Source organism: Methanosarcina barkeri MS, from assembly GCF_000970025.1.
Lineage (GTDB): Archaea > Halobacteriota > Methanosarcinia > Methanosarcinales > Methanosarcinaceae > Methanosarcina > Methanosarcina barkeri.
Genome location: NZ_CP009528.1, coordinates 1,354,465 through 1,381,113, shown reverse-complemented (window position 1 = coordinate 1,381,113; position 26,649 = coordinate 1,354,465). Strand labels below are relative to the sequence as shown.

At 39.7% G+C, this 26,649-nt stretch carries 27 protein-coding genes; 18 read left to right on the top strand and 9 right to left on the bottom strand.

Features of this window, described 5'->3' with window-relative positions:
* Positions 1–174: 174 nt before the first annotated feature.
* From larA (MSBRM_RS05630) to larA (MSBRM_RS05620), 3 genes are all read left to right on the top strand, one after another.
* Positions 175–1,437, top strand: a complete 1,263-nt coding sequence (larA, locus tag MSBRM_RS05630; protein WP_048119069.1) for a nickel-dependent lactate racemase — start codon at positions 175–177, stop codon at positions 1,435–1,437.
* A gap of 252 nt (positions 1,438–1,689) precedes the next feature.
* Complete coding sequence (gene larA, locus MSBRM_RS05625) at positions 1,690–2,952, top strand: nickel-dependent lactate racemase (protein ID WP_048119072.1); 1,263 nt, start codon at positions 1,690–1,692, stop codon at positions 2,950–2,952.
* A gap of 163 nt (positions 2,953–3,115) precedes the next feature.
* Positions 3,116–4,375, top strand: a complete 1,260-nt coding sequence (larA, locus tag MSBRM_RS05620; protein WP_048119074.1) for a nickel-dependent lactate racemase — start codon at positions 3,116–3,118, stop codon at positions 4,373–4,375.
* 170 nt (positions 4,376–4,545) lie between these two features.
* On the opposite strand, the gene MSBRM_RS05615 is transcribed toward larA (MSBRM_RS05620), so the two are convergent.
* The 7 genes from MSBRM_RS05615 to MSBRM_RS20100 form a co-directional block, all read right to left on the bottom strand.
* Positions 4,546–6,207, bottom strand: coding sequence for a sodium:solute symporter family protein (locus tag MSBRM_RS05615; protein ID WP_048119076.1), 1,662 nt, complete (start codon positions 6,205–6,207; stop codon positions 4,546–4,548).
* 110 nt (positions 6,208–6,317) lie between these two features.
* Positions 6,318–6,479 (bottom strand): symporter small accessory protein, encoded by a 162-nt coding sequence (locus MSBRM_RS21865; RefSeq protein WP_196297318.1) that lies wholly within the window; start codon positions 6,477–6,479, stop codon positions 6,318–6,320.
* 931 nt (positions 6,480–7,410) lie between these two features.
* Positions 7,411–8,685 (bottom strand): Glu-tRNA(Gln) amidotransferase subunit GatD, encoded by a 1,275-nt coding sequence (gene gatD, locus MSBRM_RS05610; RefSeq protein WP_048119078.1) that lies wholly within the window; start codon positions 8,683–8,685, stop codon positions 7,411–7,413.
* A 284-nt stretch (positions 8,686–8,969) separates the two neighbouring features.
* A complete protein-coding gene (gene argH, locus MSBRM_RS05605; protein WP_048119080.1) occupies positions 8,970–10,454 on the bottom strand; it encodes an argininosuccinate lyase in 1,485 nt (494 codons plus the stop codon).
* Between the two features lie 481 nt (positions 10,455–10,935).
* A complete protein-coding gene (locus MSBRM_RS05600) occupies positions 10,936–11,361 on the bottom strand; it encodes a hypothetical protein (RefSeq protein WP_048119082.1) in 426 nt (141 codons plus the stop codon).
* Between the two features lie 33 nt (positions 11,362–11,394).
* Entirely contained in the window at positions 11,395–11,847 is a 453-nt protein-coding gene (locus MSBRM_RS05595) for a reprolysin family propeptide-containing metallopeptidase (protein ID WP_069575250.1), read from the bottom strand.
* Positions 11,840–11,983: a hypothetical protein gene (locus MSBRM_RS20100; RefSeq protein ID WP_155400458.1), complete on the bottom strand. Its 144-nt coding sequence runs from the start codon at positions 11,981–11,983 to the stop codon at positions 11,840–11,842. The genes MSBRM_RS05595 and MSBRM_RS20100 overlap by 8 nt, the downstream gene beginning before the upstream one ends.
* Before the next feature lie 384 nt (positions 11,984–12,367).
* On the opposite strand from MSBRM_RS20100, the gene MSBRM_RS05590 reads away from it, so the two are divergent.
* From MSBRM_RS05590 to MSBRM_RS05580, 3 genes are all read left to right on the top strand, one after another.
* Positions 12,368–12,604, top strand: coding sequence for a hypothetical protein (locus MSBRM_RS05590; protein ID WP_048154966.1), 237 nt, complete (start codon positions 12,368–12,370; stop codon positions 12,602–12,604).
* Between the two features lie 187 nt (positions 12,605–12,791).
* Positions 12,792–13,391 (top strand): class I SAM-dependent methyltransferase, encoded by a 600-nt coding sequence (locus MSBRM_RS05585; RefSeq protein WP_048154963.1) that lies wholly within the window; start codon positions 12,792–12,794, stop codon positions 13,389–13,391.
* 135 nt (positions 13,392–13,526) lie between these two features.
* Positions 13,527–15,182, top strand: coding sequence for an ABC1 kinase family protein (locus MSBRM_RS05580; RefSeq protein ID WP_048154958.1), 1,656 nt, complete (start codon positions 13,527–13,529; stop codon positions 15,180–15,182).
* 164 nt (positions 15,183–15,346) lie between these two features.
* Here the strand turns inward: MSBRM_RS05580 and MSBRM_RS05575 are convergent, their stop codons facing one another.
* Positions 15,347–16,078 carry a sulfite exporter TauE/SafE family protein gene (locus MSBRM_RS05575; RefSeq protein WP_048154955.1) on the bottom strand — a complete coding sequence of 244 codons (732 nt, stop codon included), beginning with the start codon at positions 16,076–16,078 and terminating at the stop codon, positions 15,347–15,349.
* A gap of 636 nt (positions 16,079–16,714) precedes the next feature.
* Between MSBRM_RS05575 and MSBRM_RS05570 the strand changes: the two genes are divergently transcribed.
* The 5 genes from MSBRM_RS05570 (at position 16,715) to MSBRM_RS20095 (ending at position 19,004) form a co-directional block, all read left to right on the top strand.
* Positions 16,715–17,452 carry a tetratricopeptide repeat protein gene (locus tag MSBRM_RS05570; protein ID WP_141706402.1) on the top strand — a complete coding sequence of 246 codons (738 nt, stop codon included), beginning with the start codon at positions 16,715–16,717 and terminating at the stop codon, positions 17,450–17,452.
* A gap of 110 nt (positions 17,453–17,562) precedes the next feature.
* Positions 17,563–17,802, top strand: coding sequence for an SHOCT domain-containing protein (locus tag MSBRM_RS05565; RefSeq protein ID WP_048154952.1), 240 nt, complete (start codon positions 17,563–17,565; stop codon positions 17,800–17,802).
* A 357-nt stretch (positions 17,803–18,159) separates the two neighbouring features.
* On the top strand, positions 18,160–18,366 hold the full coding sequence (locus MSBRM_RS05560; RefSeq protein WP_048119098.1) for a heavy-metal-associated domain-containing protein: 207 nt from the start codon (positions 18,160–18,162) through the stop codon (positions 18,364–18,366).
* 150 nt (positions 18,367–18,516) lie between these two features.
* Positions 18,517–18,765 (top strand): heavy-metal-associated domain-containing protein, encoded by a 249-nt coding sequence (locus tag MSBRM_RS05555; RefSeq protein ID WP_080941510.1) that lies wholly within the window; start codon positions 18,517–18,519, stop codon positions 18,763–18,765.
* A gap of 86 nt (positions 18,766–18,851) precedes the next feature.
* Complete coding sequence (locus MSBRM_RS20095) at positions 18,852–19,004, top strand: hypothetical protein (protein WP_155396479.1); 153 nt, start codon at positions 18,852–18,854, stop codon at positions 19,002–19,004.
* A 141-nt stretch (positions 19,005–19,145) separates the two neighbouring features.
* Here MSBRM_RS20095 and MSBRM_RS05550 read toward each other — a convergent pair whose 3' ends face one another.
* Entirely contained in the window at positions 19,146–19,493 is a 348-nt protein-coding gene (locus MSBRM_RS05550) for a winged helix-turn-helix transcriptional regulator (protein ID WP_230629237.1), read from the bottom strand.
* A gap of 150 nt (positions 19,494–19,643) precedes the next feature.
* Between MSBRM_RS05550 and MSBRM_RS05545 the strand changes: the two genes are divergently transcribed.
* From MSBRM_RS05545 to MSBRM_RS05515, 7 genes are all read left to right on the top strand, one after another.
* Positions 19,644–20,408 (top strand): ATP-binding protein, encoded by a 765-nt coding sequence (locus MSBRM_RS05545; RefSeq protein WP_048119103.1) that lies wholly within the window; start codon positions 19,644–19,646, stop codon positions 20,406–20,408.
* A 161-nt stretch (positions 20,409–20,569) separates the two neighbouring features.
* Entirely contained in the window at positions 20,570–21,214 is a 645-nt protein-coding gene (locus MSBRM_RS05540) for a flavin reductase family protein (RefSeq protein ID WP_048119107.1), read from the top strand.
* The gene (locus MSBRM_RS05535) at positions 21,205–21,750 is read left to right on the top strand and encodes a dTDP-4-dehydrorhamnose 3,5-epimerase family protein (protein WP_048119109.1); all 546 of its coding nucleotides are present in this window, start codon (positions 21,205–21,207) and stop codon (positions 21,748–21,750) included. The genes MSBRM_RS05540 and MSBRM_RS05535 overlap by 10 nt, the downstream gene beginning before the upstream one ends.
* Positions 21,751–22,610: 860 nt before the next feature.
* Complete coding sequence (locus tag MSBRM_RS05530; protein ID WP_048119113.1) at positions 22,611–22,817, top strand: heavy-metal-associated domain-containing protein; 207 nt, start codon at positions 22,611–22,613, stop codon at positions 22,815–22,817.
* A 295-nt stretch (positions 22,818–23,112) separates the two neighbouring features.
* On the top strand, positions 23,113–23,325 hold the full coding sequence (locus tag MSBRM_RS05525) for a hypothetical protein (protein ID WP_048119116.1): 213 nt from the start codon (positions 23,113–23,115) through the stop codon (positions 23,323–23,325).
* A gap of 42 nt (positions 23,326–23,367) precedes the next feature.
* Positions 23,368–26,235 carry a heavy metal translocating P-type ATPase gene (locus MSBRM_RS05520; protein ID WP_048154949.1) on the top strand — a complete coding sequence of 956 codons (2,868 nt, stop codon included), beginning with the start codon at positions 23,368–23,370 and terminating at the stop codon, positions 26,233–26,235.
* 53 nt (positions 26,236–26,288) lie between these two features.
* Positions 26,289–26,552, top strand: a complete 264-nt coding sequence (locus MSBRM_RS05515; protein ID WP_048119120.1) for a hypothetical protein — start codon at positions 26,289–26,291, stop codon at positions 26,550–26,552.
* Positions 26,553–26,649 lie beyond the last annotated feature (97 nt).

The window sequence follows — 26,649 nt, the reverse complement described above, 5'->3', positions numbered from 1 at the left end:
CTTCTGGAAAAAATAAGTGGAAACAAAATATAACATAAAAAACCATTGCAATATCATAAACTAATTATAATATAAAAGTCCTATAGATGTCGGTTCGAATTCTTTTTAGAATTTAATTTTTTATTGTTTACCTATATGATTTTATATAATTAATACTATGACATCGGAATGATCATGACTACGAATGTAAAAACGATTCCACTTGCGTTTGGAAGCGGGATTTTAAAGCTTGATATCCCTGAGAAAAACATTTCCAGTATTATCTTGCCTTCGGAATTAGAAATAAAGGAAGAAGGGGCTTCCCTAATTAAAAAGGCGCTTGAAAATCCCATTAAAAGCAAAAGGCTTTCTGAGATTGTAAACCCTGATTCGAGAATTGCAATTATCGTAAGCGATGTTACACGGCCAACTCCTACTGCAAAAATTCTTCCTCCTCTACTTGAAGAGCTTTATCTTGGAGGAGCAAAAAACGAGAATATCACTATTGTTTTTGCCCTTGGACTTCATCGTTTACAAACTGAAGAAGAGTGCTGCCAGCTTGTAGGGAAAGAGATCTTTGAAAAAATAAGATGTATCCAGCACGACAGGAAAAGGTGCAAGCATCTCGGGGAGACAAGTTTCGGAACACCTGTAGAGGTTTTTGAAGAAGTAGTAGACTCCGACGTTATCATAAGCACAGGAACGCTGGAATTTCATTATTATGCAGGATATGGAGGAGGAGGGAAGTCCATCCTTCCAGGAGTAAGTTCGGAAAAATCCATTCTCTCATTCCATAGCTTTTATAGCAAACTCTTTGAAGGAGACCCTCTCTCAGGCAGAACCGACAGTCCGGCAAGAAAGAACATAGAGGAAGCTGCAAGGATTACAGGCCTTGACTTTATCCTGAATGTTGTACTTGACAGCAAAAAAGAGATAGTTGATGCCGTTGCAGGCGATTTAGTCGGAGCCCACAGGAAAGGGACAGAGTATGTCGATGCTATGTATAAAGTACCTGTAGAGCCTGCGGATGCTGTAGTTGTTTCCTGCGGTGGTTTTCCAAAGGATATCAATCTTTACCAGGCAACAAAATCACTTGAAAACGCTACCTCTGCCGTAAAAAAAGGAGGTTCAATTATCCTTGTAGCCGAATGTGCCGAGGGAATAGGAAACAAAGTTTATGAGTGCTGGAACAGGGAATGCAGGGCTCCTGAAGATGCAGTCAAACGTTTCAAGAACCATTGTGAGTTCGGTGGGCACAAAGCTGCTATTGTAGGGAGAACTGCAAAAGAATTCAAACTGTATTTGGTATCAAAACTTCCAGAGACGGAAAGTAGAAATGCGTTCTTTATACCGACAAAAAGCATAGATGAAGCGCTTGAGAAGGTTCTTTCAGAAAATCCTGATGCTAAAATCCATGTTATGCCAAATGGTGGGTGGACTTTGACTGTAAAGCAATAAAAATGTACTATAGATAAAAAGACGAAGGTTTAAGTTGCCGTTAAAATTACTTCTTCCTTAAAATTACTTCTTCCTTAAAATTACCTCCTTAAAATTACCTCCTTAAAATTACTTCCTCCTTAAAATTACCCTCTCCTTGAAAATTACCTTTTCATTTAAAACTACCTTCTCGTTCTTTTTATACTTGTTTACCCTTATTATTGTAAAATAATAAAAAGAAAAATAATATCAAGATAAAACATCGGCATAAACATGACTGCAAACATAAAAAAAATATCACTTGCTTTTGGAAGTACGGGAATTGAGTTTGAAATTCCTGAAAGAAATCTTGCCAGTGCTATTTTGCCTTCGGAGTTTGAAATTAAGGAAGACAGAGCTTCCCTTATTAAAAAAGCGCTTGAAAATCCCATTAAAAGCCGAAGGCTTTCTGAGATTGTAAACCCTGATTCAAAGGTTGCAATCATAGTTAGTGATGTTACTCGGCCAACTCCTACTGCAAAACTTCTTCCTCCTCTACTTGATGAGCTTTATCTTGGAGGGGTAAAAGATGAAAATATTACTATTGTTTTTGCCCTCGGGCTCCATCGAAACCAGACAGAAGAAGAATCCCGAAAACTGGTTGGAGAAGAAGTCTACAAAAAAATTCGCTGCATCCAGCATGACAGGAAAAGGTGCAGGCATCTAGGAGAGACAAGTTTCGGAACGCCTGTAGAAGTCTTTGAAGAAGTAGCAGACTCCGACGTTATCATAAGCACAGGAACCCTGGAATTTCATTATTATGCGGGATACAGTGGAGGAGGGAAATCTGTTCTTCCGGGAGTCAGTTCGGAAAAATCGATTCTTTCTTATCATAGTTTTTATAGCAAACTCTTTGAAGGAGACCCTCTCTCAGGCAGAACCGACAGTCCGGCACGACAAAATATAGAGGAAGCTGCAAGGATTGCGGGCCTTAACTTTATCCTTAATGTCGTGCTTAACAGCAAAAAAGAGATAGTTGATGCCGTTGCTGGAGATTTCATCGAAGCTCACAGACAAGGAGTAGAAGTTGTTGATTCCATGTACAAGGTGCCTGTAGAACCTGCGGATGCAGCAATTGTCTCGTGCGGAGGTTTTCCAAAAGACATTAACCTTTTCCAGGCGACAAAATCCCTTGAAAATGCAGTTTTTGCTGTAAAAAAAGGAGGAGTAATAGTGCTTGTGGCTGAATGTACTGAAGGGATCGGGAATAAGGTATATGAGCGCTGGAGTACAGAATGCAAAACTCCCGATGAGGCGATACAGAAATTCAGAAAATGTTTTGAATTTGGGGGACACAAAGCTGCCACTGTTGGGAGGGCTGCAAAAACCTTCAAACTTTATCTTGTCTCTAAACTTCCGGACACTGAAAGCAGAAATACTTTCTTTACTCCTGTAAAAAGCGTCGAAGAAGCACTTGAAAAGATTTTTTCAGAAAACCCTGACGCTAAAGTCCATGTTATGCCCAATGGCGGGTGGACTCTGCCCATAATGAAATAAAAAGACAGCTATAAAGACAACTATAAGAAAACGGCTATAAGTAGATGGCTATAAGTAGATGGCTATAAGAAGACGGCTATAAAAGACAGATATGAAATGATAGCTGTAAAAGAAGACAATTATAAAAGCAAATATAGAAAAAAGGTCAAGTGAAGTGCCAAATATGATTGAAAACACAAAAACAATATCATTAGCTTTTGGAAGCACGGCACTTGAGCTGGATATCCCGGAAAGAAACGTATCCAGCATTATTTTGCCTTCAGAGCCTGAAAAAAAGGAAGATCCAACTTATTTAATTAAAAAAGCTCTTGAAAATCCCATAAAAAGCAAAAGGATTTCTGAGATTGTAAACCCTGATTCGAAGGTTGCAATTATAGTTAGTGACGTTACTCGGCCAACTCCTACTGCAAAGCTTCTTCCTTCTCTGCTTGAAGAGCTTTACCTTGGAGGGATAAAGGACGAAAATATTACTATTGTCTTTGCTCTCGGGCTTCATCGAAACCAGACTGAAGAGGAATCCCGAAAACTGGTTGGAGAAGAAGTCTACAAAAAAATTCGTTGCATTCAGCATGATACCGGCAGGTGCAGACGCATTGGCATAACTTCCCGTGGAACCCCGATTGAGGTCTTTGAAGACATTATGGATGCCGATGTTGTTATAGGGACCGGAAGCATTGAATTCCATTATTATGCAGGATACAGTGGAGGGGCAAAGTCCATACTGCCTGGTGTAAGCTCGAAAGAAACAGTTATTACAAACCATAAAATGATGATCGATGAAAAAGCTGTTTCCGGAAGGGTTGATGGGCCTGTCAGGCAGGACATGGAAGAAGCCGCAAAAATATTCGGCCTTGATTTTATCCTGAATGTGGTGCTTGACAGTAAAAAAAAGATAGTTGCTGCCGTTGCCGGGGACTTTATCGAGGCTCACAGGAAAGGCGTGGAAGTTGTGGATTCCATGTATAAAGTGTCTGTGGAGCCTGCTGATGCGGTAATTGTTTCCTGCGGAGGCTTTCCTAAAGATATCAATCTCTTCCAGGCAAATAAGGCGCTTGACAATGCAACTCAGGCTGTGAAAGCGGGAGGTTCCATCATTCTTGTAGCCGAATGTGCCGAAGGGATAGGAAACCAGGTCTACGAATGCTGGAACAGAGAGTGTCGAAGCCCAGACGACGCGATTGAGCGTTTCAAAAAATGTTTTGAATTCGGGGGGCACAAGACGGCAATCATTGCAAAAACTTCAAAAAGATTTAAGCTTTATCTGGTTTCAAAACTTTCAGACGAGCAAACAAGAAATGCATTCTTTACTCCTATGGTAAGTGTAGAGGAGGCCTTGTCTGCAGTGCTATCGGAAAATCCTGACGCAAAAATTCACCTTATGCCTCATGGAGGGCAGACCCTACCTGTTAGAAAAGAAAATTGAGAACTTCCTAGAATAAGCAGGAAATAAGGGAGCAAAACTAAAAAATAAACTGAAATAAACTGCGAAACTAAAAAATAAACTGCAATACTGAAATAAACTGTGAAACTAAAAAAATAAACTGCAATACTGAAATAAACTGTGAAACTGAAATGAATTGGGGAGATGCAGGCTTAAACGCCTGCCGAATCCGCTGCACTGTGTGACGTTGCTTCAGATGCTTCTTCTTCATCTTCAAGCCTGAGCCTGAAAGCCTTCTTGAGGAACTCCGGAGATAACCTGGGTGTCATAAGGCTTACTACAATCAGGACAAGGAAGGACAGTGGAGTTGCGATCATGATAGGATCTACAAGGGGCCAGGTGCCTGTAAGTAAAGTTTCTTTTCCAAAAATTGCCTGGCAGATTCCTAGAGGCACTGCTTCTGTTGCATGGACAAAGACCAGCCAGAAAAGGCTGCTTATTGATCCTATAACAAGGCTTGCAGTTGCTCCGGCTTTTGTTGTGCGTTTCCAGAACAGCGCTCCAATGTAGAGGGGAAGGAAAGCGGATGTGCACAGTCCCATGAACATGGCAGTAGCTCTTGCGATAATACTTCCAGGAAGAACGTAAGCCAGAATAACTGCTACTACGATGGTAAAGGCAATTCCTATTTTTGTAACATGAACCGTGCTTGAACTTGACTTGCCTTTCATAAGGCCGTTCTGATAAAAGTCGTACCCTATGGCTGTACCCATGGTGTGGAACTGGGCAGCTGCGGTAGACATTGCTGCCGAAAGCAGACTTAGCATGAAGATTGCCACAAACAGCGCGGGCATTGCGTGATTCAGGTATGCGGGAATTATAAGGTCAGTGTTTCCACCCGGGACAACCTGAGTGGCGATCATTCCTGTAGTCCTGTAAAAGTATACGTTGGAAAGAGCTCCTACAACATATGCAACTCCTGCCATCATAAGAAGGAAGGGACCTCCCACGGCAACTGCTCTTTTCAGGGAACGGTCATCTTTTACAGTCATGAACCTGACTGCAAGCTGTGGCTGTGCAAGTGCTCCTATCCCTACTCCCATTACGATTGTGGAAACCATTGTCCACCAGATAGAGGAATTGAAAGCTGGCATTGCAGTCCAACCCCTGTGCCCCTGGTCAACAAGCGCCTGAGGCACAAGGTTTGCCATATTGGTAAGGGCCTGGTGGGCTTCTACAACTCCTCCCAATTTACTGTAGGTATATACCAGCAAAAAGGTCATTCCTATCAGCATGATAGTGGCCTGCATTGCATCCACATACATTACTGAGAGGAGTCCGCCTTTAATCACATAAAAAGCAATGATGACGATAAAGATCAAAAGAGCGACATTATAGTTTATCCCAAGCGTGGTTTCAAGAAATCGGCCTGCTCCTATAATCACGCTTGCAGCATAAAGAGGCATGAAAACCGCGATAAGAAGCCCGGAAAATGCTTGAATAAATCTTGATTGGAAACGTTTTCCTATTAATTCAGGGTAAGTAATGGCTCCAAGGTTTAGCCCCATGCGCCTGGTTCCTGGGCCAAAAATCACGAAGGCGATGAAAATTCCGAAAAAGATATTCATGAAAACAAGCCATAGAAGCCCCATTCCGAGAGAAGCGGCTACTCCTCCGAACCCTATAATTGCAGAAGTGCTGATGAACGCAGCTCCGTAGGAGAGAGCCATAATTGCCGGGGGTACACGTCGGCCTGCAAGCATATACCCATCATCGGTCTGGGAATTTTTCTTATACCCCAGCCGAGCAACGTAGAAAGTGCACGTAAAGTAAATAATGACGAGGAGGATTAGAGTTGAAGTACTGACTGCCATAAAAATTACTCCAGAATAGTTTCGACTACTGTTTTTTCTCAGGTATTACCAAAAAGGTCTGATTGAAGTGAGCTCTTTAGAGAAATCTCTAAAGTAAACCCCTCATTAGTTTACTGGTCTTGAGTCACCTGTTTCTGAGTACTGCTCTTTACTACCTGTTCTTCTTTCTCCTCTTTCCAGTTCAATACTCCATAAACCATGCATCCGAGTGCACTAAATATACAAGCAAGATATGCAAGCCAAATTTGCGGATCATTTATTCCTAATACCATATACAATAACCTTCCTGGAGAATATCCTGACAATAGTTAACGTGATACTTGTTAGCACTGTACATTAACCTTTTTGTTATTTAAATATATTGAGTAAGGTAAAACTCCAGCAGAATGTAACGAAGTGAATTCTGAAAACTAAATAAACAATTTTATGCATTTTCGTCACAGATCCAATTGGATTATGAGATCTTTAACTTAATTCCAAAATCTAGAGGGACTTTTATATGCAGATTATTAAAAGCCAGCCTGATTTCCTTATTTCTTTGTTCTAGAATCTAATCTGTTGTTCTGGAATCTAATTTATTGTTCTGAAACCCAATATGTTGCTCTGTAATCCAATATTTTATACTCTCGTGCAGACGTTTTATCATGACAGGTTTGTTATGAGTATGATATTACTTCTTAGCACGTATCCGCAAAATGATCTCATTGAAAACAAACCGGTTTGTTCCAGAACATATTTTCCTACCGGTGCAGGTGAAACTGTCTTTCTGCAGATGTCCTCTTAACATGAATAATTTTCTTGCTATCGTTTTTGGAGAAATTTCCAAAATTTAGTATTGAGATTGTCTGGGATCTCAATTGTTGCTACCAAAAAACAAGAAGGAAAACCTTTACTGAATATATAATGTTTAAATGAATGAATGAATGAATGAATGAATGAATGAATGAATGAATGAATGAATGAATGAACTAAGAAATACAATTTAATATAATAGATAGAGATATTGAAAAAAACGATGTCGGGAAAAATAGTGAAATTTATCAGACATCTGCGGAAAGTGGGGTGAAATTTCATAGCCAGAAAAAGCATCTTACGTTCAAAGCTTAGAGCTAGCAGATCAAGTGAAAAAAACAAAAAATAAGAAAACAAGATTCAGGAAAAAGAAGTGAAGAAAGAAAAATGAAGAAAGAAAAATCTGATTTCTTACTTAAAACAGCACTTTGTAATTTCTCCACTGAGATCTTCCCTGAGCATTTTGACAGCTTCGTCAAATTCATCGGTCTGACCGAGCACCCACATAAGTTTAACAAGGGCGATTTCGGGGAGAGTATCTTCTCCTTCGATTGCACCGGCTTTCAGCATATCACGGCCGGTATCATAGACCCGGTCGCAAATTCTGCCATTAATGCACTGGGATGTAACTATAACAGGCATTTTTGCATCTGTTGCTTTCCGGATCTTAGGAATCCACTTTGTAGAAACATGCCCAAGCCCGGTACCTTCAAGAACCAGTCCTCTGTACCCGCTGTCAATGTAATGGTCAAGGATTTCAGGGCCTGAACCCGGAGTGAATTTAACAAGGGCACATTTTGGTTCCATGCCTGGTTTGAATTTGAGAGGTCTTTCTCCACGTTTAATATAGTCAATGAAAGTTTTTATTTCCCTTGTATTGTAATCCACGATTCCTATAGGTCGGGAATTTATTGACTTGAAGGCATCTCTGCGGGAAGTATGCATTTTCCTGACTTTAGTTCCACGGTGGATCTCGCAGAAATCATCTGAGGTTGTTCCATGCATAACAACCGAAACTTCAGCAATATCACTAATAGCAACAAGAGCCGCACATATTGCATTCATGGCATTGTCGCTGCTCGGACGGTCTGCACTTCTCTGGGAACCCACAATAACAATGGGCACTGGCGTTTCGATCATAAAGGAAAGGGCTGCAGCCGTGTACATCATGGTATCTGTCCCATGGGTTACGATTATTCCATCGGCACCTGCCTCGATTTCCTCTACGATGGCACGGGCAAGGTTTTGCCAGGACTCCGAATCCATGTTTTCCGATAGAATGCTTGAGATTACCCTTCCTTTGAAATCGGCTATCTCTCTGAGTTCAGGGATAGCTGCAAGGATATCATCAGCAGTGAACTGGGAAGTTACTGCACCTGTCCTGTAATCGATTTTGCTTGCAATCGTTCCGCCTGTGGAAAGAATAGCTACCTTTGGAAGCTTTTTTCCAGATTTCTGGATCTCCTCTCCTGCCGTTTTAGGTCCTTTTCCGCCGTTCCGGCCTCCATTTGTGTTTTTTCCATTGTTTTCCAGAAGAGTTATCTTTACCTTATCCATGGAAAAACCGGCATTGTAACCGCTGTTCATCTTTATTGTAATATATCCTTCCATGGACGGCATTACTTTGCCTTCGTAGACAGTGCCGTTCTTTTCAATACGTACCCGGTCGCCCTGTTTAAATTCCATAAATAATCCCTTTTATGATAACTTTTTTAAATGCTGTATAGATAATAGGTACTCCGATATCATACAGACATTCTTGTATAATACCTAGCTACTTTTACAATATTATACATTTTGCGTGATACTGAGAGGTCAAAGTAGTATTAATACTGAAATTAACACTGAAATTAACACTGAAATTAATACTGAAATTAATACTAAGTTTAAGAGGTCAATGTAATATTAATACTGAGTATTAATACTTAGTTCATTGACATCAAGTATACTTAAATCTGAAGTTTGCTTCGTTATAGCTCAAGTTTTCCTGTGTACTCATTAACAGTTGCAAGCAGATTTTCAAAAGCTGAGTCTGTAATATCTTTCAGGGTTGCAATTTCCTGCCTATTAAGTTCAAGCTCGGTCTGTCTTTTCGAGAGGTAATTTAACATTTCGTCAGGAGCTGGTCCACCAGCGATTTTTCTTCTCTTTACGTTCGAAACTGGGTTAAGAGCTTCTTTTACCATTTTCTCTGTGAGCCCCCGGCTTGAAAGAGATTCACCCAGCACAATTTCGGCAGCAGAGTCGATTTTTTTGAGAGTTGGGTATTCCATTTTCCTTGCGAGCATCCCGACTATCTGGTGGGCAGTCCTGAAAGGAATTCCGGTTTCCCGGACAAAGGTATCCGCAAGTTCGGTTGCGGTTGTAAAACCTGTAACTGCCTGGGCAGCAAGCACTTCAGGGTGGATTTTCATAGTTTTTATCATTCCTTCCATGACCCTTACTGAAGCCCTTACAGTTTCTACAGACCGCCAGATATTTGGGGTTGCTTCCTGAAGGTCCCGGTTGTAGCTCAGGGGAAGCCCTTTGCAGATCGTAATCAGAGACATTAGTGCACCCACTGCTACTCCTGTTTTCCCGCGCATAAGTTCGGCAGTGTCAGGATTTTTCTTCTGCGGCATGATTGAAGAAGTAGAAGCGTACATGTCGTCCAGTTCTATGAAATTGAATTCGGAAGTGGACCACATTACAAGTTCTTCAGCCATACGGCTCAGGTTTATCATGAGGTTTGTAAATCCTGAAGCGCATTCAATAAGAAAGTCCCTGGTGCTGACCGCATCCATTGAATTTCCAAGCAAGCCGTCAAAGCCCAGAAGCTCCTGGGTCCTTTTCCTGTTCAGGTTAAAACCCGTGGAAGCAAAAGCCGCAGCCCCAAGCGGGCAGAGGTTTACCCTCGAGTAAGCATCTTGAATCCTGTCAAAATCTCTGCCAAGAGCGGCTTCGTGGGCGCAGAGGTGATGAGCAAGTGTTGTCGGTTGGGCATGTTGCATGTGAGTAAAACCAGGCATGAGCGTCTCAGTATGTTTTTCCGCAAGGGTAAGAAGCGTTTGCCTTAGTTCATGGATTTCTTCAAGCAGCCCGGTCAGTTCTTCCCTGAGCACCAGCCTGATGCAGGTTGCAACCTCATCGTTTCTGGAACGCCCAGAATGCATCCTGCCCCCAACGTCTTCCCCAACCATATCGATGAGCCTTGACTCAAGAGAGATATGGATGTCTTCATAGCTGAAATCAAGCTTTTCCATCCCTTCCTCCCGGATTTTTAAAAGCCCACTAAGGATTTTGCTGCAGTCCTCCCTATTTATGATGCCCTGCTCTTTTAGCATTACTGTGTGGGCAAGGTCTACTGCTATGTCAGCATCAAAAATCCACCTATCAGCTTCCATAGAGGAAGTATAACGTAAGATTTCCTCGTCCTGGGCAGCCTCCAGCCTGCCTCTGCGTAAAATATTGCTCATCGGTTTTCCTCTCTCTGATTTTTGTGATATAAGTAGGTGTGAGTATAATTCCTGTTGATACGAATTTAATTTCTGTTAATGTCTGTGGCAATAGTATTTGTGAAACTAATATGAGATTTAACATGAGGTTTATAAGATTTAATATAAAACTTAAATGAAATACTTGATGCAAGATTTAAAGTAAGATTTGTAGCGTGGTATTATTTCGAACGCTTAAATATGAATCGGTTTCGGGGGATTTTTCTTTTAAGGCTAACTGTATCAGGTAGGCCCTTGTTTTTTTCAGTAAAAATTTTTGAAAACTATCACGGCTTACTTACTTGTCCGGTTTCTTTCGGTATCCCAAAAAAGCTAATCGTAAGGAAAGCTGAAGTTCACTTAGTGTCCGTGGTTTCGAAGTACACCGGATCTCAGCGATTTATGACATCATACTATCAGGTAAGAAAATTCCTTAACCGATGGTTAATGTATAAGATTTAATTCATGGAATCGCAATGCCTATGTCCAATGGATCATCAGGTTGTATCTCTATATCGATAGATATTGATAGATCACTAGCATCATTAGAGATCATTTCAGTCTTTGTAATATTGTTGTCTAATGTAGCTTTAATGTATGTCCCTGATGTCAGTGTAAATGGGAATTGTTTTCTCATGGATTCTTTTTTAGGAGCTGACATATATGATTCGTTAAATATAGAGGTATTTTTTGAGTCGAGTACTTCTACAGTAACTTCATGGCTTTTATTACCCCAATTATGTATAAAAAAATAATTACCGCTTTCTTTGTTGTTATTATTTTCATTGTTGTCAAGAAGAATATTCTGCTTAACAACAGGAATTAAAACAATAATGCTTATCAACAAAAGGAATATGCATACAAATATGACTAATATTTTTCTTGACATGTTAATTCCTCAACCAAGATCTCTCTATTATAACTAGGACTTCCTCACTTGAGGAACAAAATAAATTACAGGAAAAACAGTACAATATGCCAAAATAGTTCCCTTCTTAATCTCATCTGAAGAATAGACTATATGGACAACTTTGTTGTTATATTTCTTAGCAGTCTGGTCAATATAATAACTTTTATTATCAACGTTTATTTCTCCGATAAGAACGCCATCCCCTGCTGTTAATACGACGCTACTATTTGCTTTCCCAACAACTGTTCCGGTATACGAATAGGATTTAGGAGCATCTGAGATAGATCCATCTGCTGCTGTAATTGTTGTATTATCACTTACTGCATGCATTTTCTGAAGTTTAAGATCAAAATTTTGTCCTAACAGTCTAAGTGTAACCTGACCATCAGCTGCATCATCGAGAAAAGCTGTAGGATTTGTAGTAACAGTTTCAAAATTATATAGTGTATCATTGAAGTCAAGCAATTTTTTTGTCGAAGTCAATGTTATTTATTATATCTGATTTGTCGTCCTCTGTAGTTGTCCTTACTGCCAGTACAACTACAACAGTTACTATTAAAAATGTTGCAAATATTGCACTTACTCTAACTTTTTTATTCATTGTTATTTATTTTCTCCTAAGGATTTTACCCCGGAGGCAGGATTTAAGTAAGCTTAAATATACGCAAAATTAATGTAATTTGCTCCAAAGTTATCTAACCTGCGTCTGGGCGCCTGGAGTTCAAATAGATCTTCCACATTACATTTGAACTCCATAATTTGTTTTATGTTTGCTGTTATATACTTTATCGAAAAACTCCTCAAATTAACTATTTTCATTATTTTTAGTGCTTATTAATTACCCATCTTTTTGATTTTTTAGCTATTGACCAAAATTATAATATACAATAATAAAGCCTCAAGATCGCCCAGATAATTATAAAAATAAAATTGTTATATAATATAATAATAAAAGTAAATATTTAATAAAACACCGTGGAATAAAATGATTTTTTCCTATATTTTGTGTTATTATACAAAGAGTCCCATTGCAAAAATTACCGAATTAAAGGACATGAGCACCGGGAAGCCGTACAAAGGCGGTAATAATTGCGCTACAACTCCCTCAATGCAGCAGGATGGCAACAAATGCCAGATAATCGGAGACATAGAAAAAAGGCCAATAATCCCGGAAATTGTAATTGAAATGATAAACAACCTGATTAAAACATATATTTTCTAAGTCCATTTCATTAACTTTTTTGTGTCGTTAAGGTTTTACGCTTAGGTTTTACGCTTCGTATAATTAGTGAAAAATTTTGTAATTTATCAAATTATTTTTCCATATTTGAACATCTCCCCTTCTTATTGATAATTCTCCCTTGCATATCCCAAAAAAGCTAATCATGAGAAACGCATAAATTTGCTTAATGTCCACTGTTTCAAAGTATAACCGAATCGCACCCATATATGAACTGATAGACCTGCCTCTAGAATTCTTCTTTTTCCGGGAATGGAGAAAAGAAGCCCTTTCAGGCCTGAGCGGAAAAATTCTGGAAGTAGGGGTGGGCACCGGAAGAAACCTGAAATACTATCCGGCCGGCTGTAGGGTAATAGGAATCGACAAAAGCGAAAGGATGCTCAGGAGAGCCCAGGAAAAAGCAGAAAGCAGGAAAAACATTACTCTTTATCCTATGGATGCCGAACGTCTTGAATTTCCTGATAATAGTTTCGATTACGTGGTCATAACTTTTGTTCTTTGCACAATCCCTGACCCTGTGAAAGCTCTCAAGGAAATGAGACGAGTCCTGAAACCTTCAGGAGAATTGATAGCTCTTGAGCACGTTCACAGTGACTACCCTATTGTTGACTTCATAGAACATTTGATTAATCCGATTTTGTTTTTCCTGCTTGGAGATCATGCAACCCGGCATACTGTGAAGAATATTGAAAAAGCTGGTTTCACCATTAAGGAAGCAAAAAAACTGGCTTTTAAGGACGTTTTCAGGAAAATCAGAGCAAAACCATAGAGCTTTTTTGTTTGAATTTATGTCCATTATTAAAAGCAATTAATCTGTCAAAAGGATAATAATGTAAAAGCAAAAAACTCGTTAATACGATTTTAAAGAAACTCTCTTAAACAATAATAACCAATTAATAAATGGATGCTGGGGAAAACAAAGCGTTACCTTGAGGTCACACGGGTTCTTTTAAAATACAACCTTATTCCTGAACTCTACCGGGATCTGCGCACCAATTATATTTCAAATCCTGAGTGCACCTGTACTTTTGATATAGAAAACAGGCAGACGGCTGTGAAACTCAGAGAGGCCTTTGAAGAACTCGGGCCGACTTTTATTAAAATGGGACAGACAATGAGCAAGCGGCCTGATCTTGTTCCGCAGCCTTATGTTATAGAAATGGCAAACCTTCAGGACAAGGTTAAACCGATACCCTTTGAGGAAATGGCTGAATCTCTTGACCTTGCCTGTGTTTGCGAATTCGAGCCACCTGAAGAGCGAAAACGAAAAAAAACGGAAGCAGAGCTTAAAGCTTCCCGGGAGAGAAGAGAAAAAGCTTTTATTAAAATTTTTGACAGCTTTGATACAGATCCCATTGCCAGCGGCTCGATTGCGCAGGTTTACAAAGGAGTTCTGGAAGGGAAACCGGTTGCCGTAAAGATTCTTCGCCCGAACCTGATTGACACTATAAACATCGACCTTTCTATTCTGGACGATTTTAGGCCTGTTATGAGAAAGGTTCTCGGTCTGGGGAGTAATTTTGATATTGATGCTTTCTTGCTTGAGATCCGGGAAATGCTCACCCGCGAGGTTGACCTGAGAACCGAAGCCGTCAACATGCGGCGTTTTGAGGACAACTTCAAGAACGTGAAAAATGTGTCTGTGCCCAAAATCTATCCAGACTACTGTTCAGCTAATGTCTTTACAATGGAGTTCATCCAGGGAATCCAGATTAAGGACATAATCAATATGCCTGTGCCCCAGAGCAAGAAATCGGAATATACGCGTACTATTACCAAAAGTTATCTTAAACAAGTTTATATCGACGGTTTTTACCATGCTGACCCTCATGGGGGCAATATGCTGGTTCAGGAAAACGATACCATTGCCTTTATCGACTTCGGGGCTGTAGGCAGTATTGACGACGAGCTCAAAAAGAACATGCTGGAGTTTTATTACGCCATCAATAACAGGGATGTGGAAGGAGCGACTCAGGGTTTCCTGAAAATAGGGGGTGCGGATGCACGGGATGTGGATATCCGCAGGCTCAAGAAAGATATGGATAGCCTGATCGCAAACCAGAACTACGGGTTTGAAGGCAGGCAGAGTGATAATTATGCAAAACTCGGCTTGAAATACGATATTCGGCTGCCCGGGGAATTTTCAACCCTGCAGAGGGCGATCTTGCTTATAGAAGGCGTTTGTCTGGAGCTGGACCCTAAATACAACATTAAAACCATTGCTATTCCTGTGCTGATGGACGCTTATAAAAAGCTTAATGCTCCAAAAGGAGCTGCTGTTCATATCGAATTTTCCACCGAGCCCGTGGATGAAAAGGCCGAGTTGAGGACCGCGATTCAAGAACTTGCCGATAAAATGGAAGGAATGGGAGATAAGTTTCTTTCCTTAAAGCAGAAGAAAACAGGGAAAACTACATTTTCAAAAGAGCTCTACCTGACTGTCCTGCTTATTGCTTCAACTTACATACTTCTAAACGGGGGTACTTTTTCCTGGGTCGGACTGACTGGGTTTGGGGGATCGGTTCTGATAGCACTTCTTCTTGTATTTCGAGGTAAATGAAGATAAATAAAAATCAAAAATATTTCAGTAAACTCGGGTCTTAATGGTTAATTACTTAATTACTTAATTACTTAATTTGGCAGCTAACGACTGAAAACTGCTGAAGAAGACTCTTTTTCTATTATACTTGATTTGCATTCACCAGAAGAAAGGCTGTCGTTAAGTTAAGGGAATAACACCAGCTTTAAACCAAATAGAAATATGAAAACTGCCACAAAATTCCTGAATTTTTCCTGGGGTATTTTTTCAATTCCGATTTTCCCGATCATTGCCCCAATTAAAGATACGGGTATGAAGATCAAAAAGCCTGATACAAGGACAGGGGCAAGTCTCGTACCTCCCTGGATATACGTTGCTATCCTTGTAGAGTCGATCATAAAAGCTATAGCGCCAGCAGTTGCAACGTAAACAGCTTTTTTCAGGTTGAAAGCGCTTAAGGCTACGGCATTTATCTCCCCGCCTATACCAAATATACCTGCGAAAAATCCTGTAAGGGTTCCACCGGATATTGCTACTGATAACTTCTGGCTCAGTTTGAAAGTTCGGTTGAAAATGATGAAGATAACATAGGCTATAAGGAACATCCCTAAAGCTCTTGAAAGAATTTCCCTTGAGATTTTCAAGGATAGGGATGATCCCAGGAAACTGGCAAAGATCCCTGGAAGCCCAAAGGTAAGAAGAAGCTTCCATCTTATTCCTTTCCGAAATAAGAGTATCTTCCAGATGTCATTAAACCAGTGAACTATACCCACCAGAAGTAAAGTCTGAGGCAGAGGGAGAATAATCAGCAAGATAGGTACCATGATTGTGGATATTCCAAATCCGGCCATAGTCCCTATCAGGCTTGCCAGCAGTGTAAGCAGGGCTATATAGATAATTTCTTCATAGACAAACATGCTCTCCTACCGTATTCAGCCGGATTCAACCGGATATAATCAGATCCAATTAGATGTAACTAGACTTAATTAGATGTAACTTGACTTAATTAGACTTAATTAGACTCAATTTTCTCTTGCATTCGACATCTTGAAGCCTCGCTGCCCTTGCTATGGTCTGGGTTCTTCGGGAAGTGCTGTACCCAAAAGACAGGTCACTCTCCAGATCGAGGGTTGCAAGCTATCTAAAGTATCAGATGATAATTATAAATAAATTAACATATCTTTAATTATTGGGGTATTATGGTGGTCGTTGATTTTTTGTCTGCAAGGTGAGACATTAACCGTTGTGGTTAAAAGCTGAGGTTTATAGTTTCAAAATGAAGCACAGAAACTTGGCGAGAGTTTACATAGGAATACACCAAAAATTGAACAAGCTCATTCAATTGTTCAAAGCACCCCGTTTTAATTTAATTGCCGGAGTTTGATTGTATTTTTTCGTCCAAAAATATAGTAAAATCAGAGTTACTTGCTAAAAAAATCAGAGTTACTTGCTAAAATTTGATAAAAATCTATGATAGTCTAATAAAAAGTCCGGTTAGCTGCTGATTTAACTATTAGAACTTAATCCGATACAGAATTTAATTCGAGGCGATCATGGCAGACAGCAAAAATATCATAATTGGTCTGTTAGTACTGGCATTAATAGCGCTTCTTTTTTTTCTAGCTTTCAGACCAATGACATACAGTTCAACCTATAGCCAGGGAGATTATCAGCCCGGGCATATGGGGCCAGGAATGATGAATAATCCAGGCTATAATTATAGCTATGGACCGGGAATGATGAATAATTCAGGCTATAACTATGGCTATGGACCGGGAATGATGGGCAATATGATGGCAATATATTATCCTGAGTCAAAACCTGTAACCCAGGATGAGGCTTTGAAAAGCTTGGAAAACTTCGCCAGCCAGTATGGCTCGAATATTCAGGTCGCGGACGTCATGATATTTAGCGGCAACTATTATGCTGTTTTAAAGGACACAAACAGCAGTCAGGATATAGCTGAAATGCTGGTGGACCGCTATTCAGGGTCAGCCTATCCTGAACCAGGACCAAACATGATGTGGAACACACGCTTTGGGGCTGGCAGAACAACAACCGGAGCGCCTGAGTATGATCTAAATGAGGCTAAAAAGCTGGCAGGAGATTTCTTAACAGGCTACCTGCCGGGAGCGCAGGTCCTGGAATCTAACGAAATGCCCGGTTATTACACTTTTGATTTTGGAAGACAAGATATTGAAGGGATGTTGAGCGTAAATGCCTACAGTGGTCAGATCTGGGTGCATACCTGGCACGGACCTTATCTGGGCGAGACAAACATAACAGGCTAATTTCTATTTATAGTCCAGTTGACTGATTTAAGCGTAAGCTTTTGTTTCTGATCGTAAACATATGAATGAAAAAACAAGATATTGACGGTTATACGGGGAGTGTGGTAACAATGGATGGATTTATGGATCATTATGGTTACAGCATGATGGGATACGGAGGTATATTTTTTGGGTTCCTTTTCTGGATTCTCATAATTGTGCTAGCTTATTTTCTAATTAGATGGTTTGTTGAGCAAAATAAAACTAAAGGAGGTGAAGAGAAGTCTGCACTGGATATTGCAAAGGAGAGATATGCGAAAGGTGAAATTACTGAAGAAGAATTTGAAGAAATGAAAAAACGTTTGATGTGAAAGCCTTCAACCTGCTGGGCAGGAACCTCTTCCAACTTATTTTCATTTTTATTAAAGATATCCATAGGGACTAAATATCAAACAAGGAATGTGGTGAATCGCAAGCCTTTTTAAAAAAGGCTTGAGCGAAAACGTCTATCAGTATCATAGCCATAATTCTTCTTAAGATGGCTTGATGAAACCTTTTCAGTGGAATTATCTAATGTAGCGATAAACTCAGCTTCATTAACCTGAATTTGCGTAAAGAATTTGTGGCAAATAGGACATATTATTATTCAATCCTACAATATTCCAGAAAATTATTACATTAATTTAATATGTTGGATTATCAGGTAAAGTTAGGCGGAGATTGAAATCATGACCCAAGAAACCATAAAAGTTGAAGGCATGACCTGTATGCACTGCCAGTTGAGGGTTAAAAAGGCTGTTGAAGCTGTAGAAGGGGTACAGAGGGCGGATGTAAACCTTCAGACCAAACAGGTAACTGTTGATTTTGAAGAAGGGAAGAAAAACCTCGAAAAGGTCAAGGCTGCAATTCGTGAAAACGGGTATGAGCCTATTTAATGTAGTCTCACATAATAATCTCTGGTACTGGTTTCAAAGAATATATATAAAAGGTACAAATGCAAATACTATCTAGTACTGGTTTCAAAGAATATATCATAAAAGGTACAAATTTTACATGTGGGTGAAGCGTCTGTTTGAAAAATACAATTGTGCTGCGGGGGTGAACACATCGGGGAGACAACATTCATAGTAGATGATCTGGTATGCAGGTACTGCAAGGATATGGTCACAAAACTCGTTGCTTCTATCAACGGGGTTTCCAGAGTAAATATCAATATTCCTGAAAGAACCGTAAATGTAGCTTATGATAGCCGGATAACTGATGCGTACGTTATACAGATGACTTTACTTAAAGCTGGCTATAAAATCGTAGAAGAGCCCGGAAGACTCTTTTAAGCGCAGGGCAATCTTGAAAATCTGAATATTGACAGATCCGATCTGAATATTGACAGATCCAATATCTGGATAGTGGTAAATCTGATTTGAATAGTGCCAGGTCCGATATCTGGATAGTGGCAAATCCAATGGAAGGGAGTATTAGAGTCTACAGCATGACCTGCGTTCATTGCCAGAAATGGATAGCTAGTGCTATTCAGAACAGCATAGCAGGTGCTATTTTTATTATTGTGAAATGAAAACTGCTTAAGTTCGAACTGGACTTCTAAAGGTATTTTTAAACAAATTGAGTTTTGAAGGGATTTTAAATTTAAAAAGTACAGTTCTGAAAGATATTACCCATATTATCAAATAGTTACGTTTTCTTTCATACACACCAGTCATTTTGAGGGAAAAACTGTGCTTTTGCAGGTGGAATTGATTTCCTGATGTAGATTATCCCGTTTTTCTGCCCATTGTATTAAAGGAATTATTACTTCACAAAGCTCTTTTCCATCGTCTGTCAAAAAGTATTCAACCCTCGGAGGTATCTCGGGAAATGCTTCTCGTTGGATCAGGCCTTCTTTTTGGAGTTCTTTTAACAGATCGGTGAGTGACTTTGGGCTGATACCCTTAAGAGTGTTCATGAGATCATTGAATCGTAATCTACTGTGATGCCCAAGGGCACTGATAACCTGGATAGCCCATTTTTTGGATATTATGGTGATAATCCCCTCGATGGGGCACAAACAAATCCCATTACTATTCTTTTTCATAGTCACTTTATCACTATTAACTTTATAGTTTAAATACTATAGAAAAGTATCCTAGTTATTAATATTTTATGTTACCATTTAATTTTTTTTTAATATTAAATATTCTTAAACAGAGGTAATAAGATGAAAGTTCTTATATGTGGAAAAGGTGGGAGCGGTAAGAGTACCATTACTGCTCTGCTTGCAAAATCTATGGCTAAAAAAGGTTACAATGTACTCGTTGTTGACAGTGATGAGTCAAATTTCGGGCTTCATAAACAGCTAGGCCTTGAAATGCCCGAAGATTTCATGAATTATCTTGGAGGGAAAAAAACTCTTGGGGAAAAACTAATGCAGGCGTATCAGACGGGAGACACTGCCAGTATTTTTGAGAATAAATGGCAAATTTCTGATATTCCTGAAGATTATACTGTAGAAAAAGATAACATTAAAATGATAACCATAGGCAAGATCCATGATTTTGGAGAAGGATGTGCCTGTCCGATGGGTGCTCTTGCAAAGAATTTTCTGATAAACACAGAAACTACTCCTGAAGATGTTGTATTTGTAGATACTGAAGCTGGTATTGAACATTTTGGAAGAGGAGTTGAAGAAGGCTGTGACCTTGTGTTAATGGTGCTTGATCCATCTTATGAATCCATAAGGCTTTCTGAAAAAATAAATGAACTTGCCGAGAAAGCCGGGAAACCTCTATATTTTATTCTTAACCGTGCAGACAAAATAGGGACTCAGTTAATGATGGAAACAGTGGATAAAAATCGTATTCTGACTTCAGTTCCCTCAAACTCGGAGGTATTTATAGCAGGGTTTGAAGGAGACGAGCTAAAAGTGGAACTTCCAGAAATTGAGTCAGTTGCTGATTTTATAATCTCAGGAATTCATTCTTGAGATCGAAATAAGAGAATTGTACGGGACTTACGCGGTTGAACTGGGAAATCAATAGCATCAAATCTTCAACTGTCTAAACCACTAAACAAGTCACAACGCCTAAAGTGCTTGATTTTGTAATTCAAGTGTGTAAGTCCTATTGTAAATAGAGTAGTGGTAATATGATATTGGAAAATTTCAAAAGAGAATCAATAGTACCCTTGCCAGTGGCATTCATATCAACGATCAGTGAAAATGGAATTAGAAATATAGCTCCATATTCTTGCTTTATGCCTGTTTTACGCCCATTTGATTTAGTTTGTGTAGCTTCAGCAAAAAGGAGAGATACATTAGATAATTTAAAAAGCACAGGGGAATTCGTTATTAACATGCCTGGTACTGATATGGCAGATAAAGTGATACCAACGGCTTCACACGTCCCTCCCGATGTTGATGAATTCGAATTAGCCGGTCTAAAGGAAAAACCTTCAAAAAAGATCAAGGCTCCAGGAATTGAAGGATGCTATGCATGGATGGAATGCAAACTGGACCACATAATTGATGAAGTATACAATGGCTTTCCTTACGCATTGATTATTGGAAAAGTAGTGTATCTTGAGATGAAAGATAGTGCCTACAACAAAGAAAATGGCTCCTGGGACGTAGAAAAAGCTAAACCATTAATGATGACAGGGTCAGACGATGGTATGCATTTCTGTACTGTCAACGATATCGGTAAATTTGAGCCTTATGGAGCTATGTTCAAGAACGGTAAAGATCCTCTCGAAAGGATATATAAAAAAGAAGAGGGTCAAGAATGCAAGTAATGAGTATAGAAGATTTTAATGAACTCGAAAAGCCACGAGTTCAAAAAATTCCAGGATTTTACGGTGAAAAACTTATTGAAGGAGTTTTTATAAGGGATATGAAATTGTTCAGCGATGAAAGAGGTTTATTAACCGAGGTCATACGTTTAGACGATGAAGATCTGAAAGCACAAAATATCAAGCAGATAATTGCATCATATTCATATCCTGGAATGATCAAAGGTTGGCATCTCCATTCAAAACAAGAAGACCATCTGTTTTGTGCTACTGGAATGGTAAAAGTTGCATTATACGATTATAGGGCAGATTCTCCCACTTACAAAGTTCTTAATGAAATTTTTATGGGCGAAAAATATCCCCGTACTATTTACATCCCCCCGGGAATATTCCATGGTACAAAAAACGTAGGAAATGATATATCTGTGGTTATAGGGATGCCTTCCCTATTTTACAATCCCGAAGACGTGGATGAAAGACGAGTAAATCCTATTGACAATGATATCATTCCCTATGACTGGAACTGCAGAATGGAGTGAAGTAGAAAACTCAGGAAACAGCCTGTGTTAATCTGAATTTTTGACTTTGTAAGTGTTCCTCTATACTAATTATTAATTAACTTGAACTAAACACACATGCTATTTCATCAACTTGAGCTAAACGCACACTAAATTATTCAAATAACAGGCACAAACAAATGAAAGTACTCTACTTTACCCTTTTTGACTATTGATCTCATCATTACCCCGGTAGTAAAGTTGTCCTAACTATGGCTTTTCGAACCATCGCTAAACATCAGTGAATTGCCATAAAAGGCTTAAATTTGGTAAGGAGCAGGAACTCAAAAGGAACATTGGAAGCCAGTTTTGTTCCGTAATTTCATGCCAAATAGTATGATGTATTTTTGTTTGTTTTCGACTCCAGGGGAGTTGGTTCAAGTAGGCTTTCTACAAAGACAAAAATTTTTACCTTTTAAACAACCAGAACTTATGTACTTAAGGTGTAAAATCAAGCACAGATAATGTTGTAATCTAAACTCGTGTTTTTAACTGCTGAGAGTCTAATGAGAGTCTAATATTATTGTAATCTCAATTATTGTTTTCTCAGCCAGTACTGCACAGTTTAACTGAAAAAACAATGTTCTCAGGTACATTGATTTATTAATAGCTAAAATAGCTAATAGCTAAAATAGCTAATAGCTAAAATATCCAATTATGCGCTTAAATTTAAGCACACTGACCAAAGGATCAATATTGAAACCATAATGATACGGCTTGAGTATTGTGATTTGTATAATCTTTGCATAATTATACATATGAATTTAATACTTGGAAGCTCTAAGTTTAACAGCTTGATTTTAGATAATAACATTTTAAATTTATAATTGGAGATTGAAACCATGACTCAAGAAACCATAAAAGTTGAAGGCATGTCCTGTATGCACTGTCAAATGAGAGTTAAAAAAGCAGTCGAAGCTGTAGAAGGTGTACAGAAGGCGGACGTAAACCTTCAGACCAAACAGGTAACTGTTGATTTTGAAGAAGGGAAGGAAAACCTCGAAAAGGTCAAAGATGCGGTCAGGGAAGCCGGATATGAACCTATCTAATGTGATATTCTTGCGTAAGTAATATCTCAGTAATATCTCTTACCGGTCTCAAAGGTTATTATACCAAAAAGTTATACTAAAAGGTACAAGCTTTTACATATATGTGAAGCACCTGTTTGAAAAACGTAATTGTGCTTTGGGGGTAAACGTACAGGAAAGACTGCATTTATACTAGACTAAACCTTCATGCAGTTACTACAGAGCTGATCCCAAAACTCAAAATTGCTTCTCTGAATCCTGTATTCCGAACAATCAATCAAGTTTCTGATCATGAAAACAGTCCTGAAAATTCTTGATGATTAAGAACGAAATGGCTTTTGGGATAGGCTCCAAGGATAAGATCGCAAGGCAGGATACCTCTAGGGATTTTCAGAGTAAATATGCCAATATTTCTGAAAGAACTATAAGTGTAGCCTATGACAGCCGGATAACTGATGCGTATTTCATACAAATTACTTTGCTTAAAACTAAATATAAAACTGTAGAAAAGCTCGGAAGAATCTTTTAAACGCCGGGCAGTCCTGAAAAATCTGGATAGGCGGCAGATCCTATGGAAGTTACTATAAATGTTTACGACATGACATGTGGTCACTGCCAAAAAAGAGTAGCAGATGCAATTTCTTCTCTTGAAGGGGTAGAATCCGTTGACGTAAACCTTGAATCCGAAAGTGCAACGGTTAGCTTTGATCCTGAAAAAATAAGCCTGGATGACATAAAGGCAGCTATTCGGAAGGCAGGATATCCAACAGAACATGAAAGTGAAGCTCAGGAAGAGGCTGGGACAGAGGTTCCCTACACAACAGAGACCAAAGGAGAGACTTCAAAAACTGCGGAACCGGCTTTAGAGGAATCAGAGGAACCTAAAGAGGCTCCTCAAACCTGTCCCCTGACCGAAACCTGTGAACTGGTAGAAGAGGAACCTCAAACCTCAGGCCTGAAAACCGGTCGAAAAGAAATTACACTAGGGGTTTCCGGTATGACCTGTTCAGCCTGTGCCTCAAATATTGAGAGAGTACTGAAGAAAAAAGCAGGCGTAGACTCAGTAGTTGTCAACCTTGAACTTGGAAAGGCAAATGTTAGTTTTGATCCCTCACTAATCTCTCCAAAAGAAATTGGGGAAACCATCGAATCTATTGGATATAAGGTAGAAAAAGACACAGTGACTCTGAATCTTGAGGGCATGAGCTGTGCCTCCTGTGCTGCAAATATCGAGAAAGTCCTTAATAGAACTGAAGGCGTGATTTCAGCATCTGTGAATTTCCCGCTTGAAAAGGCAATTGTAGAGTTTGATTCCTCCCGTGTCTCTGTCAGAGAAATAATTGCCGCAGTTCAGGGAATTGGCTATGGAGCATTTGTTAAAACCGAGGCTGTTGAGTATGAAGACAGAGAGCAGATATCCAGAGACGCTGAAATCAGGAAGCAGAGAAATAACCTGATAATTGCTCTTGTTCTGGGAATTCCAATAGGGCTGGGAAACATGAGCATGATGTTTCCTTTCCTGTCCTTTGTACCTGATTTCCTTTCCAACCCTATCGTTCTTTTTATACTATCTACTCTTGTCCTCCTTTTCCCTGGCAGACAATTTTTTGTCGGGACTTTCAAAGGATTTAAGTACGGCGTAACTGACATGAACCTGCTGATTGCAGCGGGGACAGGATCAGCTTATCTTATCAGTGTAGCAGCAACATTTCTTGATCTTGGCCCCGGGTATAATAGTCTATATTATGATACCGTAGCTTTTCTAATCATTTTCATTGTCCTTGGCAGGTATCTTGAAGCAAGGGCAAGGGGTCAGACCTCTGAAGCAATTAGAAAACTGATGGGCCTCAGGGCAAAAACTTCCAGAATCCTTGTAAACGGTATTGAAAAGGAAGTCCCTATCGAAGATGTAGCAGTTGGAGACATTGTTGTCGTACGGCCCGGAGAAAAAATCCCTGTTGATGGAATTATAGTTGAGGGAAGTTCTGCAGTAGATGAGTCCATGCTAACAGGAGAAAGCATCCCAGTGGAGAAAGTCACTGGTGATACTGTTATAGGAGCTACTCTTAACAAGACAGGATCTTTCAATTTTCGAGCTACAAAAGTAGGGGCTGATACTGCCCTTGCCCAGATAATCAGGCTTGTTGAGACTGCGCAAACTACAAAAGCTCCTATCCAGAGAGTTGCAGATGTTGTTGCCGGAAACTTCATAGTAACCGTGCACATTATTGCACTTCTAGCTTTTTTCTTCTGGTTCTTCATAGGGTACTGGCGCTATGGAGTAGGGGAATCCGCAACTCTGGGTGGAATCAGCCCATTTCTATTTTCCCTGCTTATAGCCATTACTGTCCTTGTAATCTCGTGCCCATGTGCAGTCGGGCTTGCAACGCCTGCCGCTATTATGGTCGGTACCGGCAGAGGTGCGGAAAACGGGGTTCTTATAAAAGGTGGAGAGGCTCTCGAAAGAGCGCATAAACTTGATGCTATCGTTTTTGACAAAACAGGCACACTTACGGCAGGTACTCCGAGGCTGACAGATTTGGTTTCCGTTCCCGGTCACGAGAAAAAGGACGTACTTTTTATTGCAGCAACGGCTGAGAGAGGTTCCGAGCATCCCCTTGGGGAAGCTATAGTAAAAGGGGCTGAAGAACAGGGGATCAGTCCAGGAAAAGCAGAAAGCTTTCATTCAATTCCCGGAAAAGGAGTGGAAACCTACTTTGAAGAAAAAAGAATTTTGCTCGGCACTCGCAAACTTATGGAAGAAGAAGGATTTTCCTTTAAAGAATTAGAAGCTGAAATGCGAGCTTTTGAAGAGAGCGGAAAAACTGCAATGCTCGTAGCTTTCGGGGACGAAATTATTGGCCTTGTTGCAGTTGCTGATACCCTGAAGGAAAACTCCAGGGAGGCTATTGAAACTCTTAACAAAATGGGTCTAGAAGTAGTTATGATCACAGGCGACAATGTTGTTACAGCCAATGCAATAGCAAAAGAGGTAGGTATTTCAAGAGTGCTGGCAGAGGTACTTCCCGAAGACAAAGCAAATGAAATTAAGAAGCTTCAGGAAGAGGGCAAGCTTGTCGGAATGGTGGGTGACGGCATTAATGATGCTCCTGCGTTGATTCAGTCCGATGTTGGAATTGCAATGGGAGCAGGTACGGATGTAGCAATGGAATCCGCAAAAATTGTGCTTATCAAAAATGATCCAAGAGATGTGGTCGTAGCTATTAAGCTGAGCCGGCTTACCATAAACAAGATCAAGCAGAACCTGCTATGGGCTTTCGGGTATAATTCGATCGGTATTCCCATCGCAGCTGGAATTCTTTATCCCTTCTTTGGTAGGGTCCTAATTACACCCGCACTTGCTGCTGCTTTCATGGCTCTAAGTTCGGTTTCAGTGACCACCAATTCCCTGTTAATGAAAAGAAGCAAGCTTAAATAAACGGGGCAAATAGCGTAAAATTAACAGTAGAGAATTTAATAGAGGAGATTTATATGGTAACATTCGGTTCTGCAGATAACAGGCCAAAAGTAGTACTTCTGCTAAGTCTTGCCACTTCGATAGTGCTTGATATTATTTTCCTTTCCGGGGCTCTTTTGACCAATATCTCAAGAGGAGAAATTGCCTACACCCATGTAGACATGGCTGCAGGCTCAATTTTTGTTTTTGTGATCTCCATGATAATTTCACTGTCTCTCTGGCCCAGAATTGCAGACTGGTTTGAAAGCAAGGAGAAAAACAATAAAATTCCAGAGTGATTTCTTCTGGTAGTGAGGGCTTGGGGAATGTTCGTGAAACTGGCTTGTAAAGAGAGTCATTCTCACAAATTTTTTACTAATGAAAGAGGGATTTTTA